We start from the raw sequence: 16548 nt of genomic DNA, 5'->3' as shown, positions 1-16548 counted from the left end.
TGTTAATGATTAGTATAAACAGAAGTCTCTTAGCAACCGCAGTGTTGTCTGTTCTATCAACCGGTGTAAACGCAAAGGTTTACCCAGACCAAATAGTGTTTGACCAACTTGGTGAAGATGTATGTCGCTCTGGTTATCGCCCTTTAGACCGTTATGAGGCTGAAGAACAAAAGAGTGCTTTGGTCGCTCGTATGGGCACTTGGCAGATCACAGGGCTGAAAGGAAACTGGGTGATCATGGGGCCTGGCTATCATGGTGAAATTAAACAATCAAACAGCAGTTCAACGTTCTGCTATCCGAACAATGACCAATCTGAAATTCCAAACTACTCTGCTAAAGCCGTCACAGAAGGCAGCGAGATAGATGTTGAATATGACTTAGTAAACAACCGCAATGATTTTGTACGCCCTCTTAGCTACCTGGCTCACAACCTAGGTTATGCGTGGGTTGGCGGGAATAACAGTAAGTATGTTGGTGAGGACATGACGATCAACCGCTCAGGCGACTCTTGGGTAATACAAGGCAACAACAGTGGTTCTTGTGATGGTTATCGCTGCAACGAAAAGACTAAGATCACCGTCGACAACTTCACCTACACCGTTAACGACAATAACTTTTGGCACGGCGATATAGTAGAGTCCGATCGTGAACTGGTTAAGACCGTTTATGCAACGGCCAGAAACAGAAGTAACATCGCGCAACAAGTCGTTGTCGACCTTAAAGTTGATGAGTCAACAAACTGGTCTAAAACCAACAGCTATGGGTTCTCCGAAAGTGTTCAAACAGAGAATACATTCAAATGGCCTTTAGTTGGCGAGACTAAGCTAACGATTAAGTTAGAAGCGAACCAAAGCTTCGCTGAAACCAATGGCAACTCCACTAGCGAGCAAGTAACACTTCAAGCTCGTCCTATGGTTCCTGCGAATTCAGAGCTTCCGATTCGAGTTGAGCTGTATCGCTCAACCATCTCTTATCCTTACCGATTCAACGCCGACATCAGTTACGATGTTGAATTTAACGGCTTCCTTCGTTGGGGTGGTAACGCATGGCACACTCACCCAGACAACCGCCCGTACAAAGCTCACACCTTCACGATGGGCCGTAGTAGCAATGAATCAGCCGATATTCGCTACCAATGGGATCACCGATACATCCCAGGCGAAACGAAATGGTGGGACTGGGGCTGGGCGATCAAAGAAGCCGGTTTATCAAGCATGCAGTACGCGACTGGAGGAAGCTTACGCCCATTCCACTCTTACGTATCCGGCGATTTTAACGCTGAATCTCAATTTGCAGGCACCATTGAAATTGGCCAAGCAACACCAATTACCAACAGTGTTCGTAGCAAAAGAAGTCTTGATTCAGTCAACGAGACCACTGAGCGCATTGGTGATATCGAAGTTACCACCAACTTTGATGCAGATGAGTTGAGTGACTTAGGTTTCGAAGGCGCTGAGATGAACATTAGCGTTGTTGAATAACGCAGTGGCTCACATCTAACACTCGGTTTACCAGTAACAAAAAAGCCCACGGCAGTGTTTATATACAAACCTAACGTGGGCTTTCTTCTTTTTAATTCAATTGTGTAGAGCCTTTAGGACGACTCTCAATAACCTATACCCAAAACGGTTCAGGTTATACTGGCTCTTCCAGCAGAAGCTTCACGCCCAGCCCCACTAATACCATGCCAGTCACACCTTCCATCCATTTCATGAAACTCGCATTCTTGAGCAAATTTTTAGCGGAGTTCAATGCACCTGCTAGGCTACATTGCCACACCATCGCTATCATAAAGTGCACCGAAGCCATCACCATGGATTGCAATAAAGGTGAGCCTTCTGGGTTTACAAATTGAGGCAAAAAAGCCAAATAGAAAACCGCCGTTTTAGGGTTCAGCACATTAGATAAGAAACCTTCACGCAAAGACCGTTTGGCACTGTATGCTTGCTTGGCCTGCTCCCCGACCTTCATCCCGCCGCCATTTTTCATCAAAGCGCGTAAACTGCTTAAGCCAAGCCAAATCAGATAAACCGCACCCACCATTTTCACGGCTTGAAAGAGCTCAGCTGATTGAGCAAGAATCGCGGAGATTCCGACAGCAGAGAAAAAAGCATGCACATAAAGGCCGCCACAAATACCAAAGCTGGTCATAACACCGTCAGCTAAGCCAGAGCGGCTAGTATTGCGAATCACCAACGCAGTATCTAAACCCGGCGTTAGCGTTAAAATAGTGATGGCAATTAGAAATGCCTCAAAGTTCAAAATATCCATATCATTGTCATTCCTGTTCAGCGATCTGTCATCAATACCGTGTATCTGAACAATTCGCAAGCAACAATTGCCATCGGCTATACAAGTCACTGATTTTGTGCACAATAGAACAGTTTAATTTGTTAAGAAATAGTAAATTCAAGGCATCGTACCGCCTTCGGCTTTTATCGCTATATCTTCGACTACGAAGGTCAGCATCATTAAAAGCAGAGCCGTAATCAAAGTACACGAGAGATGAACCTTAAAGCTGACGCTGTCCTAAGGATCATTTAAAGAAACCAAATTAAGAGTAGTCAAATGAGCGCATTCAAAAAACTAGTCGAGCACTCTCAAAAATGTTCACGCTTTCAACACCTAGCCTCTATTTGCGGTTGGGACCAGGCTTCAATGATGCCTGCCGGTGGTAACCAAGCTCGTAGTGAAGCGATGGCCGAGCTTTCGGTTCATATTCACGGGTTGATGACGCAACCACAGCTTGGCGATTGGATTTCAGACGCTGAAAACGAAGCGCTAAATGGCGAGCAACAATCGTCTCTGCTTGAAATTAAACGCCAATGGCAACAAGCTAACCTACTTCCAGAAAAACTGGTTGAAGCGAAATCTCTAGCGGGTTCAAAATGTGAACATGCGTGGCGCAGCCAACGTGGTAACAACGACTGGATTGGATTCGAAAAGAACTGGCGTGAAGTGGTTGAGTTATCTCGTGAAGAAGCGCAGATCCGTGCCGACGCGGCTAACCTAACACCTTATGATGCCATGCTTGATATCTATGAGCCTGGTACAAGTTCGGCTTCACTTGATATCTTGTTTGCGGACGTTAAGACATGGCTACCAAACCTGATAGATGAAGTCATTGAAAAACAGTCAAGTGAGCACTTTAACGCGCCCTCTGGTATCTACACGGCAGAGAAACAGAAAGCACTGGGTTTAGAAGTCATGAAGCTGCTTCAGTTCGATTTTGAACACGGACGATTGGATGAAAGTGTTCACCCCTTCTGTGGCGGTGTTCCTTCAGACGTGCGTATCACAACGCGCTACGACGAAGCGGAATTCGTTCAAAGCTTAATGGGCATAGTCCATGAAACAGGGCACGCACGTTATGAGCAAGGTTTACCAAAGCACTTAGCAGGCCAACCAGCCGGTGAAGCGCGCTCTATGGGTATACATGAATCTCAATCTTTGTTCTTCGAGATGCAAGTTGGCCGCAGCGACCCATTCATAGGGCACTTAGCAAACTTAGCGGGACAGCAGTTCTCTGGTTCTGAGTTTGAGCAGAAGAACTTCCAGAAGATTTACACTCGCGTGAAGAAAGACTTCATCCGTGTGGACGCTGATGAGCTAACTTACCCTGCGCACGTTATCTTGCGCTACGAAATCGAGCGCGACTTGATCAACGGCAAGATCAAACACACCGATGTTCCAGAACTGTGGAATACTAAGATGCAGTCATACCTCGGTTTAAGCACTCAAGGCAACTTCACTAATGGCTGTATGCAAGATATCCACTGGACAGACGGCGCATTTGGCTACTTCCCAAGCTACACATTAGGCGCAATGTACGCGGCACAGTTCATGGCTTCAATGAAGAAAACGGTCGATGTGAACTCTGTGATTGAAAGTGGCGATCTATCCTCTATCTTCACTTGGTTAGAATCGAATATTTGGAGCAAAGGCAGCCTGCTGAGCACCAATGATTTGGTGAAAGGCGCAACCGGTGAAACCTTGAATGCTCAGTACTTCAAAGACCACCTAAGAAGCCGTTACCTTTAATGGAATAAATCGATAGAGGCTGATCAGTTTATTGATTCAGCCTTTTTAATCACATTTTCAAAACATACTTAGGTTGATTTGAAGGCTTTATCCCTTCATCGAACTTAACAATCACAGAATATCCTGATACCGGCTAGCACGGAGTTGGACATAAATGAGCTACAGCTTTCACTAATATTAGCAATTAACGGATTAGCCGAGGTATTTCAAATGCCTCTAATGTAGTGGCCAAGTTCATTCAACCACTACATTTCCTCAATACGCTTTTAGTGATAGCGCGCGTATAAGCGTTCAGCTATTTTAGCTGCGATCAACATCTCTACCCAGGCGATCGGAATCAAGACAAAAGCCATGTCCCAAGTTCCCAAACCTGAATTAACAGAACCAACCCAAAACACGCCTATAGTCGCTAACGTTGTTACCGTTGCTGAAATGAAGATAGATTTCAAATTCCGACCGAAAACTTGAGCACACAGCCAGTATATGAACACTAGTGTACTCGCTATCATGGTGTCCCATACCCCCCAAATAATTGCGTTACTGACTCCCATTGGCCCGATATCGATCTTACCTGCGTAGAACTCTTCCATCATTGGAAAAGCAACCAGCATCGCTCTTGCCACCTCTGCAGCATGTATCCAGATGCTTGTTAGTAACATTACGATTATAAAATTTTTCAGATTGAAGTTTGAGTTCACGACTTGTCCTATTCTAAAGTGATCGTTACATAATTGACATTCTGAAGTGATCACTTCAGAATGTCAATTATCCAAATCTGTCGTTGTTTTAGGAGACACAAATGAGCGCGGGTAGAAAAAGAGCATTCGACAAAGAACTAGCACTAAAAACAGCAATGTATGTTTTCTGGAGCCGAGGGTATGGAGGGACGTCTGTTGCTCAGCTCTCAACAGCACTGAACATTAATACCTCAAGCCTTTATGCTGCATTCGGAAGTAAAGATAAGCTTTATAAATCCTGTCTTGAATACTATTTAGAGCACTACATTTTACCTGTTTATGCGGAAATTCAGTCCCCTAACGATGCGACTGGAATAAAAGGGCTTAAACGTTATTTTGAGTCTCTAATCGATTTGTTTATGAACTTAGAGACCCCAAAGGGCTGCTTGCTAATTAAAAGTACAGGTGAAACTGAAAACCCTTTGTTTCCATCTGATGTGAAAGAGTTTTTGAAAATACAAAGTGAGAGGATATATCAAATAACGTTGTCATTTGTGCAAGTATCCTTTGCTGGACAAGATAGCGAATACCAAGCATCGCTCGCTAATTTGGTCACAATAGTAAGCAATGGAATTGCTGTTCAAGCAGCCGCAGGGCAGCCTAAAGAGACGTTGAATAAATGTGCTGATCAGTTCACTAGAATTTTACAATAGACACAACATGGCTGTAGCAATGCACGTTAGGACTGAAGTGATTTAGAGTTGGAGCACCACAACCAATCTCTGAGTTTTATGATAATGGTTGAGCGCTATCAGTGAAGAGGTCGAAAATCGATTTACCTATTTCGACTATTGCCAGATTGCGCTGTTCCATTGAAACATCAGTATGACTAACATAATGTTAACAATGAAATCACGAATTAGCATAAGTATGGAAAGTCACTAAGATTGATGGTGCACATCACTGTCTTGCTTTTACACAAATCTGACATTGATGAATACCATAATCTATCGATATAGACATCAATATATTGTATTATTACATTTGTATTTATACTTATTAGGATTTTCTATGTTGATTCACGAATTTTCGAATAAGGACGTTACCGCTGAGCATGTAATTTTAGCTCAAGCAATACTAGCAGGGACTGCTCAAGGTGATAAAAGTAAAGCACAGCGCTTTATGATTTTTGTAAATGAGATTCCCGATGCNNACCTGATTCCACGCTTTAGTCAATTTATGAAGCGCTTTAAAGTCAGCTGACATTCAGAATACTTTACACAGGGATGTGTAATTAAGATCACCAACTCCCCTCTAACCACTACCTACTTTTAAACTCTATCTGACCCTATGCTCACTCTATATCTAGCCATTGTTGTCAGAGGACAATAGAGTTTGATCAATTTTAAAAACGTTTCTGGACAGAAGCGCGTTAGAGTATTGGTTCTAACATGCGAGATTGGGATTAGACAAAGTATCTTGAAACCTTAAACGCTTGTATGTGTAATTTTCTATGTACTTCCTTAAGGACTCTTTCGGTTCAAACAAAGGGCTAACTGGAAGTTTAAGATTCAGTTTTTCTATTTCTACTGCCGAAAAGCCAAAGATATTTTCAAACTCACGCCAATTACTTTTGCTGACTTTTTTTATGATTCGAGAGTCCAGCAACAACTGGGAAAACTCTTCAGGGCTATACCCCTTAGTCTCGGCAATAAAATGTTGTGCTGAGGAAATTCGACCTTGCACCAACGATAAATAAAACCTTGCGATGTCATTGACGTGGATGTATTGGTTATGATCTTGAGATGGTATAGCTACTTGAATCGTTTGGTCAGATAAAGAGTCGACAATTCGCTTTAGCTGACAGTTTTCACCGCCATAAACCAAACTAGGACAATAAACTACATGCCACTTCTTTTTAATAGCACGACCTATTGTAACTGCGTCCAGTTTCACCACATCTAAAGGCTTCAACCTAAACACTTTGAGGTCGTTGTGAGACGCATTACCGAATAGCCAAACGCCCGAAGTGTGAATTTTGGTCGCACCTTCAGCCGCTAGCCTATCCAACTGCGTTAGCAGCTTGGACTCTATATCAACTATTTCCTCTGGCGAAAATTCTGACCAATGTGGACGAGCACAATTTACAACAATATCAAAGTAACCAGATAAATCTGCGGGCACTTTAGTGAGCTTTCTAGCATCAGGTAGGATACCGCTAGCCCTGCTGTATGTCGAAACTTCAAAACCACTTTCAACAAACATCTTCGTCACGTGGCTACCAATATATCCATTGGCTCCTGCAATAAGTACTTTCATTCTTTCCCTGAACTTTGGATTACACATAACGCTTTTTATACTCCTATCATGCAGCCTTTTTAATCATTGATCAATTTACAATCAATGGGTTAATGATAGATATTGTGTATTAGATTGCAAAATGACGCATAATTTTTAAAAAGCTTACTTCGACACTCCCTCGGATAACTACAGGTAAGGCAAACGTACAATCACAGATTGTGAGTAAACTTTCGCGCTGAAAAGGAATGGGGCATTTTCGAGCTAGAAAATGCCACGCGTGAAAATTCAGGTTGTGATGTTTTTGGACAAAAATGAGTTTTGGCATATCGAACATTAGCAATTAATGAATAACTATAAGTATGGCAAATCACTGGGTTTAGTGGCCAGTATTGATGTTACAGGCCACGTCTATTTCTTGGTATTTATTCTGGTGAATATGTATCTAAAGTAATTCTTGCAATTCTTAGACCCTGTAGATCGCTTTGTGTATTCGATTCACGAACGATCACTTGTGTCTCATTCTATCTGTATGTTAATTCCGCCCAACGCCCGAAGGGAAAGCTAGACCCTACGTCTTGCAATTTCTCTACACTAATGGAATTTGAAGGCTGATCAGTATTAAAAAAGTCATAAGTCCAACGATAATCAAAACCCAATTTCGCTACCTCATGGCGATCTGACGCGATGTATATTCTGTTTATTCCTGCCCATTTCGCGGCCAAGTAGCAAAGACCACAAGGCTCACCTGACGCATACAAAATGGCTTCTGATAGGTCAACACCGTTAGTTAGCTTGCACGCATCTCTTATGGCTAGAATCTCTGCGTGTGCAGTAGGGTCGTTCAATTCCTTTACCCTATTTACACCTTGTCCCAATACTTTTCCCTGTTTATCAACCACAAGTGCAGAAAATGGAATTCCTCCTTTGTGAACGTGATCAAGAGAAAGCTCTACGGTTCTTTTCATGAGCAATAATTCAGACACATTCGTGATTATTTTTGTTTTCATGGTTGCTTCTCTTCATTTTTGTCCGAGCTTTTTAAACCGAAAGATGTGTTACTAGCGTATCAATAGAGCTATAAGCTTCAATTAGAGATTGCTTGTGCCTCTCGTCAGAAAACTCTTGGTATTCAGAGGCGATTTCATGGAATTCGTCGACGCCAAGGTATTTGCTTAAGGTCTTAACGTGGGGAGCAAGGTGATTCATTGCTTCTCGAACTCCACCCACTTCAAAGCCAAATTCACCGCTCGATGATATTAGAACAAGTGTTTTCCCTGACATAATTGGTTCGATCGGAAAGTCACCTCGTTTCAAATCGAAGGTAAACGTTTTATTGATTCTGACCACTTGATCAAACCACGCCTTCAGTACTGCGGGCATTCCGTAATTATACATCGGTGATGAGATTACAATGATATCAGCTCGCTTTAACTCATCAATCAACGTATCAGACAGAAACAATAAAGCCTTCTGCTCGAGTGTTCTCTTTTCTTCTGGTGTGAAAACCGCCGCGATCCAATCTTGGCTAATAAAGTCAGGTGGATTTAGCCCTAGATCTCTATAGATGACTTTATCTTTACTGTTAATTGTTATCCATTTATCGATGAATGAAGTAGATAGTGTTTTGGATATTGAATTATACCCCTCAATCTCGTTGTCCGTTCTTCTAGCACTTGTGTCGATTTTCAATATTGTTCTCATTGTTGCCTCTCTTGTTTAACGTTCAGCTTAGAAAACATTTTGTGCACTTTTTCTGATGTTGACAATTGATAAAAACTACCTTATAGATGAATTTATCTCATCTATAAGGTAGTTTTTATATGCACATTCATCTTCCACCACTCAATACACTAAATGTGTTCAATTCCGCAGCCAGTTTGAAAAGTTTTAAACAAACTGCGGAAGAGTTACATGTCACCCCAACGGCTGTTTCTCATCAAATAAAGTCGTTGGAAGAAGCCTTGAAAACATCACTGTTTGAAAGAAAAACACGAGCAATTGAGTTAACGGTAGAGGGGGAGAAACTGGCAGAAGTAACGCACATGATTTTTCAACAACTCACGAATGTGGTGAACGAAATTTCGAACAACAAAAATGTGGTTACGGTCAGTACAACATCATCCTTTGCCTCTATGTGGTTGATACCAAAGTTAGAAAAGTTCTATGCGCAGCACCCAAATATTGAAGTGGCCGTTAAAACAGGAGAGGAATTAGTTAATCTTGAAAAAGACAAAAGAATAGATTTAGCGATTCGATACGGTGTCTACGACGAGTCGGAAAAAGACACCATTCCACTGGTCACAGAAGAGGCAGGAACATACGCAACACCTTCTTACCTTTCAAAAGTCGACATATCAAAAGAAATAAACCTGTTAGAAACAAAGTGGCAAAATAAAAGTTTACCCTCAATTTCGTGGCGCACTTTACTTAATGGTACTAATTCAAATATTAAGACAAATATACGACAGTTTGATCAGGAAAATCATGTCATTCAAGCCGCATTGGCTGATCAGGGTGTTGCACTGGTGAGTTCACTCCTTGTTGACAATGCACTGAAACAAGGGTGGCTTGAACACTATGAATTCGCGAGTATGAGTAAAGAAATCAAAGGGCTAAGTTATTACTTGGTAATACCAGAACACAATGCAAGAAATAAGAGTCTCGAAAAGTTTAAACGATGGATTATAGAAGAAATGAATAATCAATTTTATTAAATTTATGGGCGCTAAAGTCACACATAAAAAAGAACTATTGCTGGTAACTATAAGCCTATGGGCTCTTCTCCGCTTAGATGAGTCTATAAATTAACAATAAAACCAGTAATACGTTGATTTATAATCACTTCCCCTTTTATATCTTAGTGTTGTAGTTTGTCGTTATTATCTTCCGCTCTATTTAATTTTAAAGGTCAATCCGTACAGTCTGTAACGCTCGAAGAGTGCACTCATTCAGTACTCGTCAAATGCAAGCGAGACAGACGCTGTAAAGTCGTTGACCCTGAGACTGGAGCACCGCGTACCGTCGACCACTATGTTCAACGTCGCCTGTCAGATTTTCCTGTAAGTGGTCACCCTTGCGTAATAGAAATTGAACTAGCTCTGACGAGAGATAAGCTCGGCCGAAGATTGATTGAAGCCACTGATTTTGTTGATAAGGGTGGTCGCTATACCAAGAGATTCTGTCACTTTATTAGTGGACTATGCCGCTATATGAGCATCCATGCAGTGTCTAAGCATTTAGACATACGCTGGGAAAACGTGAAAAATATCGATAAAGCATTTCTGTTATCTACCTTGCCCGCTTTAGAGCCTAAGAAGTTGACCAACCTTGTTCATATTGGCGTTGATGAAGTCTCTAGGGCTAAAGGCCATGACTATATGATCGTCGTTTTATGATCTCGTTTCAGGACAACTTATTTGGGTTGACCATGGGCGGAATGGGGCAGATCTGAGTTGGCTGGCACTTTTGATAAAAGTGCCGCGAGTAAAACTTCAGGTCTATGAAGCCTCTGGGCAAAAACGCTTGTTAGTACGCAAGATCTAACAGCATTGGAATATCAATCATTCCTTGCCGATTTCTGATGCCCTCAGTGCGTTTAAAACCAAACCGTGAGTATACGCTTTCTGCATTTACCGCCGAGTTAACCGTAAAGATACCGCTGTTCCCATTTTTTATTGATTCTTCTTTAACCGCTTCCCATAATTGGCGGGAAAGCCCATTGCCCTGAAAATTATCATCGACAAAAAGGTGATATAAATGAGAGTTGTCTCGAACTCCAGCCACGCCAACCACTTCATCATTCGCAGTCACGGCAATAACATAGTTGTAATTGGTGGATAAATACTTTCCTACATTTTCCTCTGACATTGAATTGAGCAAAATATCGTGTGCAGACGCATCACAAGTAGGACAAACATATTTTTTTGCTAAAGGTAAGATTAATTCACTGATTGCCTTCGAATCACTGATTTCTGCACTTCTGATATTTACACTCATTGTTTCTCCTGATTACTAAGCGGCGTTTGTATTCTATGATCACATAATGCAGCCTTTCTTTTTACGCTTCAACAATAAATCAATAGGTTAGTGATAAAGATAATGGGGGCGGTTTTCTGTGTGGCATAACTTTGACAGCTACCGAATTTGGATAACTTTTCGTAGGGTAAAACGCACGCCCCTAAATTGTGTGGAGCATTTGCTCTAACGAACTTTGGGGCACAGACGTGCTAGAAAATGCCACGGGTAAAAATTCAGCCTACGAAGGTTCTGGACAAAATCTTGTTAGAGTAGCCACTTAAATTAGAAAACTACGGATAAGTTTTAGTACTGCAAAATGCTGTATTACACTCTTTGCTGAGGTGCTAACCGTCAACGAAAACAAACAGAAGTAAACACTGAGTGCTACGCAGTTAAGATGACGTTATTACTTGTTGATATGGCAGTTAAGCATACCTATTAGCCCTCCATAAACTGTCTACTACCCGTCATCTAGCAATTTCAATCAGGCATAATAAAATCTTCTTGGGTATTATCATTTCTAAGATTTTTAAGTTGGAGTATAAAAAGCAGTGAGCGTGATTAAACATCATGAACGACAAATAAAAAAAGTGTGCGATTTTATAGATGGTAACCTAGATGGCGAGTTCTCACTTGAGCAGCTAAGTTCTGTAGCTGCCAGTTCAAAGTACCACTTTCATCGTATCTTTAAAGCGTTTATGGGGATTAGCGCTATGCAATATGTGTTGCTGGCACGAATGAAACGCGCTTCTTTCAGGTTAGCATTCGAGTCAGAGTACAGTGTTACTGATATTGCCTTTGAAGCTCACTTCACAAGCCTAGAAGCCTTTAGCCGTGCTTTTTCTAGGATATTTGGACAATCACCTTCCCAATTTAGAAATCAGCCTGAGTGGCGTACTTGGCACTCAAGGTATGAATATCATCCACCGATAACAGGAGAAAGTGTAAAGGACGTTCAAGTCGTAGACTTCGAAAAAAGAGAAGTTGCATTAATTGAACATAAAGGTAACCCAAGACTGGTATACGAGACAGTAGCCAAGTTCATAAATTGGCGAAAATCAACAGGTTTATCTCCAATAAAAACCAGCGAAACATTTGGTATTCCTCACTCTGACCCAAACGATACGCCTGATGATGAGTTTCAGTTTGATATCTGTGGCTTGCACAGAGGAGAGGTTCTAGCAAACGTCTATGGAATAAAATCTGGAACAATACCAAGTGGCAGATGCGCCATGGCTCTCCATGAAGGAAGCCATGATAGTATTAGTAACACCGTGTATCACTTGTACCATAAATGGCTGCCAGATAGTGGCAAAGAATTAAGAGACTCCCCTTGTTTCTTCCGTTACTTAAATTTTGCTCATGAAGTTAATGAGTGTGGGTTGTTAACAGAGATCTACCTACCAATTAAATAGTAAATGCAATTATGGTAAATCAACCACCTACGCACAACGAGCGTTACGTAAAATCTACACTCAATTAAGGAAGAGTCATATTACCATCTAAATAGACTAAACCGTCTTTTAAGCCCTTAAATTTATATTGACTGTCCAAAAATAGCTCAAAACGAAAGAACGGCTCATCGCCGAATATAAAGAGCTAAGTGTATCCACAATAGCAAAGCCTAGGAGAAATTTTATGCAAACCAAGATAATACAAGATGGCGGTGAACCATTTAAAGTTTTGGTACACGAGTCTGGTGAACAAAACAGTCCAGTTATACTGTTTTCTGTCGGCTCAGGTGGAATGCCTGGACGATATTCAACTCTTTTGGATACACTAAAAAAATCAGGGTGTACAATAATTGCTCCATGTTTTGAGATGCTTACAAATCATTTTCCTAATAAAATTGAATTATCTCTTAGAGCAAGACGACTGTCCCTCTCTCTAAAAGCATGTACACAACCTAATTCAAAAGTGATAGGAATAGGGCACTCGATTGGTGCTGCTACACTTATCGCTTTAGCTGGCGCAGAGATGCAAACGAGATCAAGAGAAATAGTTGATATTTTACCGGACAACAGACTTGTGTCTTTGGTAATTTTGGCTGCGCCAACTAAGTTTTTTTATGCTCCAGGTTCGCTTGACACAGTTAATATTCCCATTTTTGCGTGGGTTGGCTCAGAAGATGAGATTACACCGAGCGCCCAAACGGAATGGTTGGCTCAAACCATTCCTAATCCGCAAATGGTGGAAATGAGAGTTGTTGAAGGTGGCGATCATTTCTCATTTATGGATCAAGTACCACCACATATCGCCGAGCCTCAGATCGATAAGAATAAATTTTTGCAGGAATATTCTGAAGAAATTAGTAAGTTTGCTTTAAGTCAAAAATATGTTTTGGATTAATCACCGTGAAAATACGGCTAACAACGTTTAAGACGGATTCGTAATTTCGGCATAATATTTAAACCAAATTCTAAATTCAGTGTTCATTATTCCTATTATGACAAATGTGCGATTTTGCTATCCAAAACAACCCTCAGACCGCCTAAAACGCTCTAAGCGGATATTTGGGACGCTTTCAGTGCGATTTTCAGGGCAAAAATCAGCAAATTCATTTGAGCTAAGAACAACACTATGACGGCCACTTTTCGGACTTTGTGAGTTTTGGGTGTCAGATTAGTTATATGTGGTCAAAACCCACCCGACCGAGAACGTAGGCTTTTTGGCGAAACTAAAAATGGGGCAGAGGCGTGTTACAAACTTTAAGCTCCCCCGTAATGACAAACTTCAGTAGATAGTTAGATTTCGGATAATCACTACTAACTGAGTTTGAAAGGTTTACATTGCGTACCTTGATGATATCTGAGCTTCCAACAAGTGCCCGTAAATGTCCAAATTGAACAGCGTTTGGCATAGTCACTAACTTCTCCAGATTCACTTACAAGAGCAGACTCATACTTTAAAAGCTGTATAGAAGGCTCAAGTTGAATACATTCATACTTTTGAGAATGAACGCGGATATCTGAAGGCTCTTCCAAATCCATCATTTGAATAATGGATGTAAAGTCGTAGCTATCTCCTGACTTACCAACTTCAGTAAAACTAGGGTGTATTAAACGATCAAGGTCAGCTTTGTTCTGACGAGTTTGGTATTGATGGAGTTCTATTTCTTGTTCGATCAAAATGTCCATTTTACCTCCTAAACTGATATGGCATATAAGGCCTTTTATAATCCATTTAAACCACTTGCAACGTCGTCGCCCCACGCAAGCCAATTAAGTTGCCAAACGGATCTTCGATTTGACACATAAAAAGCCCATTTTCAATTGCCATTGGGCCTCTATACAGTTTTGCACCAAGTTCTTCAAAATGATCCAGTGCTTTATCCAAGTTGTTTACCGACCAATATAAAACTGTCCCGCATTTACCCGAGCCTACTTTTTCGTCTGCTTGCACTATCTCAAGAGAAAAACCGTTTAAATTGAGCACGGTAAAGTCGAAACTAGGATGATAAACAGATTCAGCTGTAGGAAAGGCTTTTTGATACCACTCGATGCCTAATGCGACATTTTGAACATGAATAAGAATCGCTGTTGGAATCATAGTCTCCCTCCTACTACTTAACAGTCACTAGTATGGTGTGCCGTTTTTTCTAGAGGGAGTCCATTCACCAGAACTTTCAACAACCCATTTGAAATCATCATCTGGATAATGGGCTTCGTCTTTTGCAACTCGGCTCCCTATAACTATAAATTTACTTTGTTCGCTACTACGGTTTATTAAATGATGACCATTTTCGACCCTAGCAGGGAAGCCAATACACATTCCTGCAAACAATGTCTGCTCACCGTCATCACTGACTAAACATAGCTCACCACCGAGTACATAAAGAAACTCATCTGACCTTGTGTGCCAATGGCGAAGAGCCGACTGCGCATTCGGTTCTAATACTTCCAGATTCACACCGAACTGAGTGAGCCCAAAAGAATCACCTAAACTTCTGCATTCAGATTGACCAAGGCGAGATTTAAATGGCTCTGGAAATGGGTTAAACGTATCACCTTTTATGCTTAACGCTTGTTTCGCTTTCGTCATTAATTGCCCCTATGCATAACGCTTTTCAGTCGGGATATAGTCATTTGCTTCTGGCCATCTTGCTCAACCTTTTTAAGCAACTCAAGCCATATATGGTGGTTATGTGATTTTTGTACGCACACGAGTGATGGGTTACGAAAAAAACACCTGCACTCTAGGGTTGTTAGTTAGCATATGTATTACAAAATCAACTCACCATTAATTAGTCAGTCATCGGTCGTGACACACTTTGGGGCATAAATGAGCTACAACTTCCCCTAAATTAACAATTAAGAGATAACTAAAGGTATGGAAAGTCGCTTAACGTAGCGTCCAGTATTGATGGTACAGATCAATGCAACATCGACCTGTTAAATAAACGAATAGAAAAGGCTGAGCAGATTATCTGACTCAGCCTTTTACTCTTCATAACGAGTCATTTATCGCCAATGAGCATATCGAAGAAGATCTGTCTCGACTCTGGTGTATTGTCTCTGTGCGTTTCGTATTTCACGTGTGTACCTGCATCGACGGATGGCGATAGCTTAATACTCCAGAGCGCTTTCAGTTGGTTCGGTACAATTGAATACCTAACATCAATAATCCGCAGATCATCTGATGGGTCCTGTGCAATATAACCATTTGAAAACCAGCGGAAGCGCTCAATGTCTTTGGCTTGTTGAGAATCAGGGTCAAGCCAAGGTAAATCACTGTTAACGTTCAGCTTAGCGATCGACTCTCCTGGATATACGTTTACCGATGTGCCAGCCCGCACTGCGTCTACATGGTAATGAGCCTCTGTTTCGTACACCACTTTCCAAACCAAGATATTAGCAAAGCTCGGTTTTGCCTCTAATCGAATCGGCGTATGTTGTCTTTGTTCCGCTAATTGCCACCCTATCGCCTCTGCCCTGTCTCTTTGTATCATTCCTAATGTTGGATAAATTAGAACCCAAGCAAACGCAACACGCGCTAACCAAGGTGCTCGCTTCAATGTTGCAACCACCAGCAATATTAAGATGGGAAGCGTATAGACAGGGTCGATGATTGATATGGTATTCCAAGCAAAACGCGCATTGGTGAAAGGCCAAAGTAACTGCGTGCCATAAGTAGTACAAGCGTCTAACAATGCATGAGTGCCATAACCCAGAGCACAAAAAAACCAGCTTTGTTTGAAAGAGAGCCCACGCCTTTTTGCAATGAGCAGATGCAGAACCAAAGCGCAGATCAAACTGCCAATTGGGATAAAGAAGAGTGAATGGGTAAATTGTCGATGAAATTCCAAAGCCAACAAAGGATCACTTTGAGACTTAATCAGTGCATCTAGATCTGGTGCCAATCCAGAGAGCAGCCCTAATACCCCAGCAACAACCAAATGTTGTTTTTTGCTTGCCGACTGTGCCAAAGAAGCGCCTAACACGCCTTGCGTTAAAGGATCCATAAATCACTCATTGATAGCATTCCGTTGAATCAAAAAAGATACATTCAGCTA

The 16548-nt window shown here is 41.5% G+C and carries 16 protein-coding genes and 2 pseudogenes; 8 read left to right on the top strand and 10 right to left on the bottom strand.

What is annotated here, in order from left to right; translation table 11 throughout:
• The first annotated feature begins 5 nt into the window (after positions 1–5).
• Positions 6–1481 (top strand): aerolysin family beta-barrel pore-forming toxin, encoded by a 1476-nt coding sequence (locus tag BCU75_RS19435; protein WP_102474793.1) that lies wholly within the window; start codon positions 6–8, stop codon positions 1479–1481.
• A 154-nt stretch (positions 1482–1635) separates the two neighbouring features.
• Here the strand turns inward: BCU75_RS19435 and BCU75_RS19430 are convergent, their stop codons facing one another.
• On the bottom strand, positions 1636–2271 hold the full coding sequence (locus tag BCU75_RS19430; RefSeq protein WP_076678291.1) for a LysE family translocator: 636 nt from the start codon (positions 2269–2271) through the stop codon (positions 1636–1638).
• Between the two features lie 297 nt (positions 2272–2568).
• On the opposite strand from BCU75_RS19430, the gene BCU75_RS19425 reads away from it, so the two are divergent.
• On the top strand, positions 2569–4041 hold the full coding sequence (locus tag BCU75_RS19425; protein ID WP_102474792.1) for a carboxypeptidase M32: 1473 nt from the start codon (positions 2569–2571) through the stop codon (positions 4039–4041).
• 266 nt (positions 4042–4307) lie between these two features.
• Here the strand turns inward: BCU75_RS19425 and BCU75_RS19420 are convergent, their stop codons facing one another.
• The gene (locus BCU75_RS19420; RefSeq protein WP_133148305.1) at positions 4308–4700 is read right to left on the bottom strand and encodes a hypothetical protein; all 393 of its coding nucleotides are present in this window, start codon (positions 4698–4700) and stop codon (positions 4308–4310) included.
• A gap of 140 nt (positions 4701–4840) precedes the next feature.
• Between BCU75_RS19420 and BCU75_RS19415 the strand changes: the two genes are divergently transcribed.
• The gene (locus tag BCU75_RS19415; RefSeq protein WP_102474790.1) at positions 4841–5431 is read left to right on the top strand and encodes a TetR/AcrR family transcriptional regulator; all 591 of its coding nucleotides are present in this window, start codon (positions 4841–4843) and stop codon (positions 5429–5431) included.
• A 358-nt stretch (positions 5432–5789) separates the two neighbouring features.
• Positions 5790–5929, top strand: a pseudogene (locus BCU75_RS19405) (pyrophosphatase); the annotation flags it as partial.
• Positions 5930–6164: 235 nt separating this feature from the next.
• Here BCU75_RS19405 and BCU75_RS19400 read toward each other — a convergent pair.
• The 3 genes from BCU75_RS19400 to BCU75_RS19390 form a co-directional block, all read right to left on the bottom strand.
• Entirely contained in the window at positions 6165–7037 is an 873-nt protein-coding gene (locus BCU75_RS19400) for an NAD-dependent epimerase/dehydratase family protein (RefSeq protein ID WP_102474822.1), read from the bottom strand.
• Between the two features lie 503 nt (positions 7038–7540).
• Complete coding sequence (locus tag BCU75_RS19395) at positions 7541–8026, bottom strand: nucleoside deaminase (RefSeq protein ID WP_102474788.1); 486 nt, start codon at positions 8024–8026, stop codon at positions 7541–7543.
• 31 nt (positions 8027–8057) lie between these two features.
• Positions 8058–8720, bottom strand: a complete 663-nt coding sequence (locus BCU75_RS19390; RefSeq protein WP_076646238.1) for an FMN-dependent NADH-azoreductase — start codon at positions 8718–8720, stop codon at positions 8058–8060.
• Between the two features lie 119 nt (positions 8721–8839).
• Here BCU75_RS19390 and BCU75_RS19385 point away from each other — a divergent pair, with 119 nt between their 5' ends.
• A complete protein-coding gene (locus tag BCU75_RS19385) occupies positions 8840–9733 on the top strand; it encodes a LysR substrate-binding domain-containing protein (protein ID WP_076646239.1) in 894 nt (297 codons plus the stop codon).
• Between the two features lie 156 nt (positions 9734–9889).
• Positions 9890–10454, top strand: a pseudogene (locus tag BCU75_RS19380) (helix-turn-helix domain-containing protein); the annotation flags it as partial.
• A gap of 90 nt (positions 10455–10544) precedes the next feature.
• On the opposite strand, the gene BCU75_RS19375 reads toward BCU75_RS19380, so the two are convergent.
• Entirely contained in the window at positions 10545–11015 is a 471-nt protein-coding gene (locus BCU75_RS19375; RefSeq protein ID WP_048664394.1) for a GNAT family N-acetyltransferase, read from the bottom strand.
• Positions 11016–11587: 572 nt separating this feature from the next.
• On the opposite strand from BCU75_RS19375, the gene BCU75_RS19370 reads away from it, so the two are divergent.
• Positions 11588–12451 carry an AraC family transcriptional regulator gene (locus BCU75_RS19370; protein ID WP_102474787.1) on the top strand — a complete coding sequence of 288 codons (864 nt, stop codon included), beginning with the start codon at positions 11588–11590 and terminating at the stop codon, positions 12449–12451.
• A gap of 223 nt (positions 12452–12674) precedes the next feature.
• Positions 12675–13385: an alpha/beta hydrolase family protein gene (locus BCU75_RS19365; RefSeq protein ID WP_102474786.1), complete on the top strand. Its 711-nt coding sequence runs from the start codon at positions 12675–12677 to the stop codon at positions 13383–13385.
• Positions 13386–13801: 416 nt separating this feature from the next.
• On the opposite strand, the gene BCU75_RS19360 is transcribed toward BCU75_RS19365, so the two are convergent.
• The 4 genes from BCU75_RS19360 to BCU75_RS19345 form a co-directional block, all read right to left on the bottom strand.
• Positions 13802–14173 carry a DUF4440 domain-containing protein gene (locus BCU75_RS19360; protein WP_017097735.1) on the bottom strand — a complete coding sequence of 124 codons (372 nt, stop codon included), beginning with the start codon at positions 14171–14173 and terminating at the stop codon, positions 13802–13804.
• Between the two features lie 46 nt (positions 14174–14219).
• Positions 14220–14585 carry a VOC family protein gene (locus BCU75_RS19355; RefSeq protein WP_017097734.1) on the bottom strand — a complete coding sequence of 122 codons (366 nt, stop codon included), beginning with the start codon at positions 14583–14585 and terminating at the stop codon, positions 14220–14222.
• Between the two features lie 27 nt (positions 14586–14612).
• Positions 14613–15077, bottom strand: coding sequence for a cupin domain-containing protein (locus tag BCU75_RS19350; protein WP_057623077.1), 465 nt, complete (start codon positions 15075–15077; stop codon positions 14613–14615).
• Between the two features lie 415 nt (positions 15078–15492).
• Complete coding sequence (locus BCU75_RS19345; protein ID WP_102474785.1) at positions 15493–16497, bottom strand: metal-dependent hydrolase; 1005 nt, start codon at positions 16495–16497, stop codon at positions 15493–15495.
• Positions 16498–16548: the final 51 nt, after the last annotated feature.

This window comes from Vibrio splendidus (genome assembly GCF_002873455.1).
Classification (GTDB): Bacteria; Pseudomonadota; Gammaproteobacteria; order Enterobacterales; family Vibrionaceae; genus Vibrio; species Vibrio splendidus_J.
Note: the sequence above shows the minus strand (reverse complement) of the source record. Positions and strands in the feature narration are given on the sequence as shown.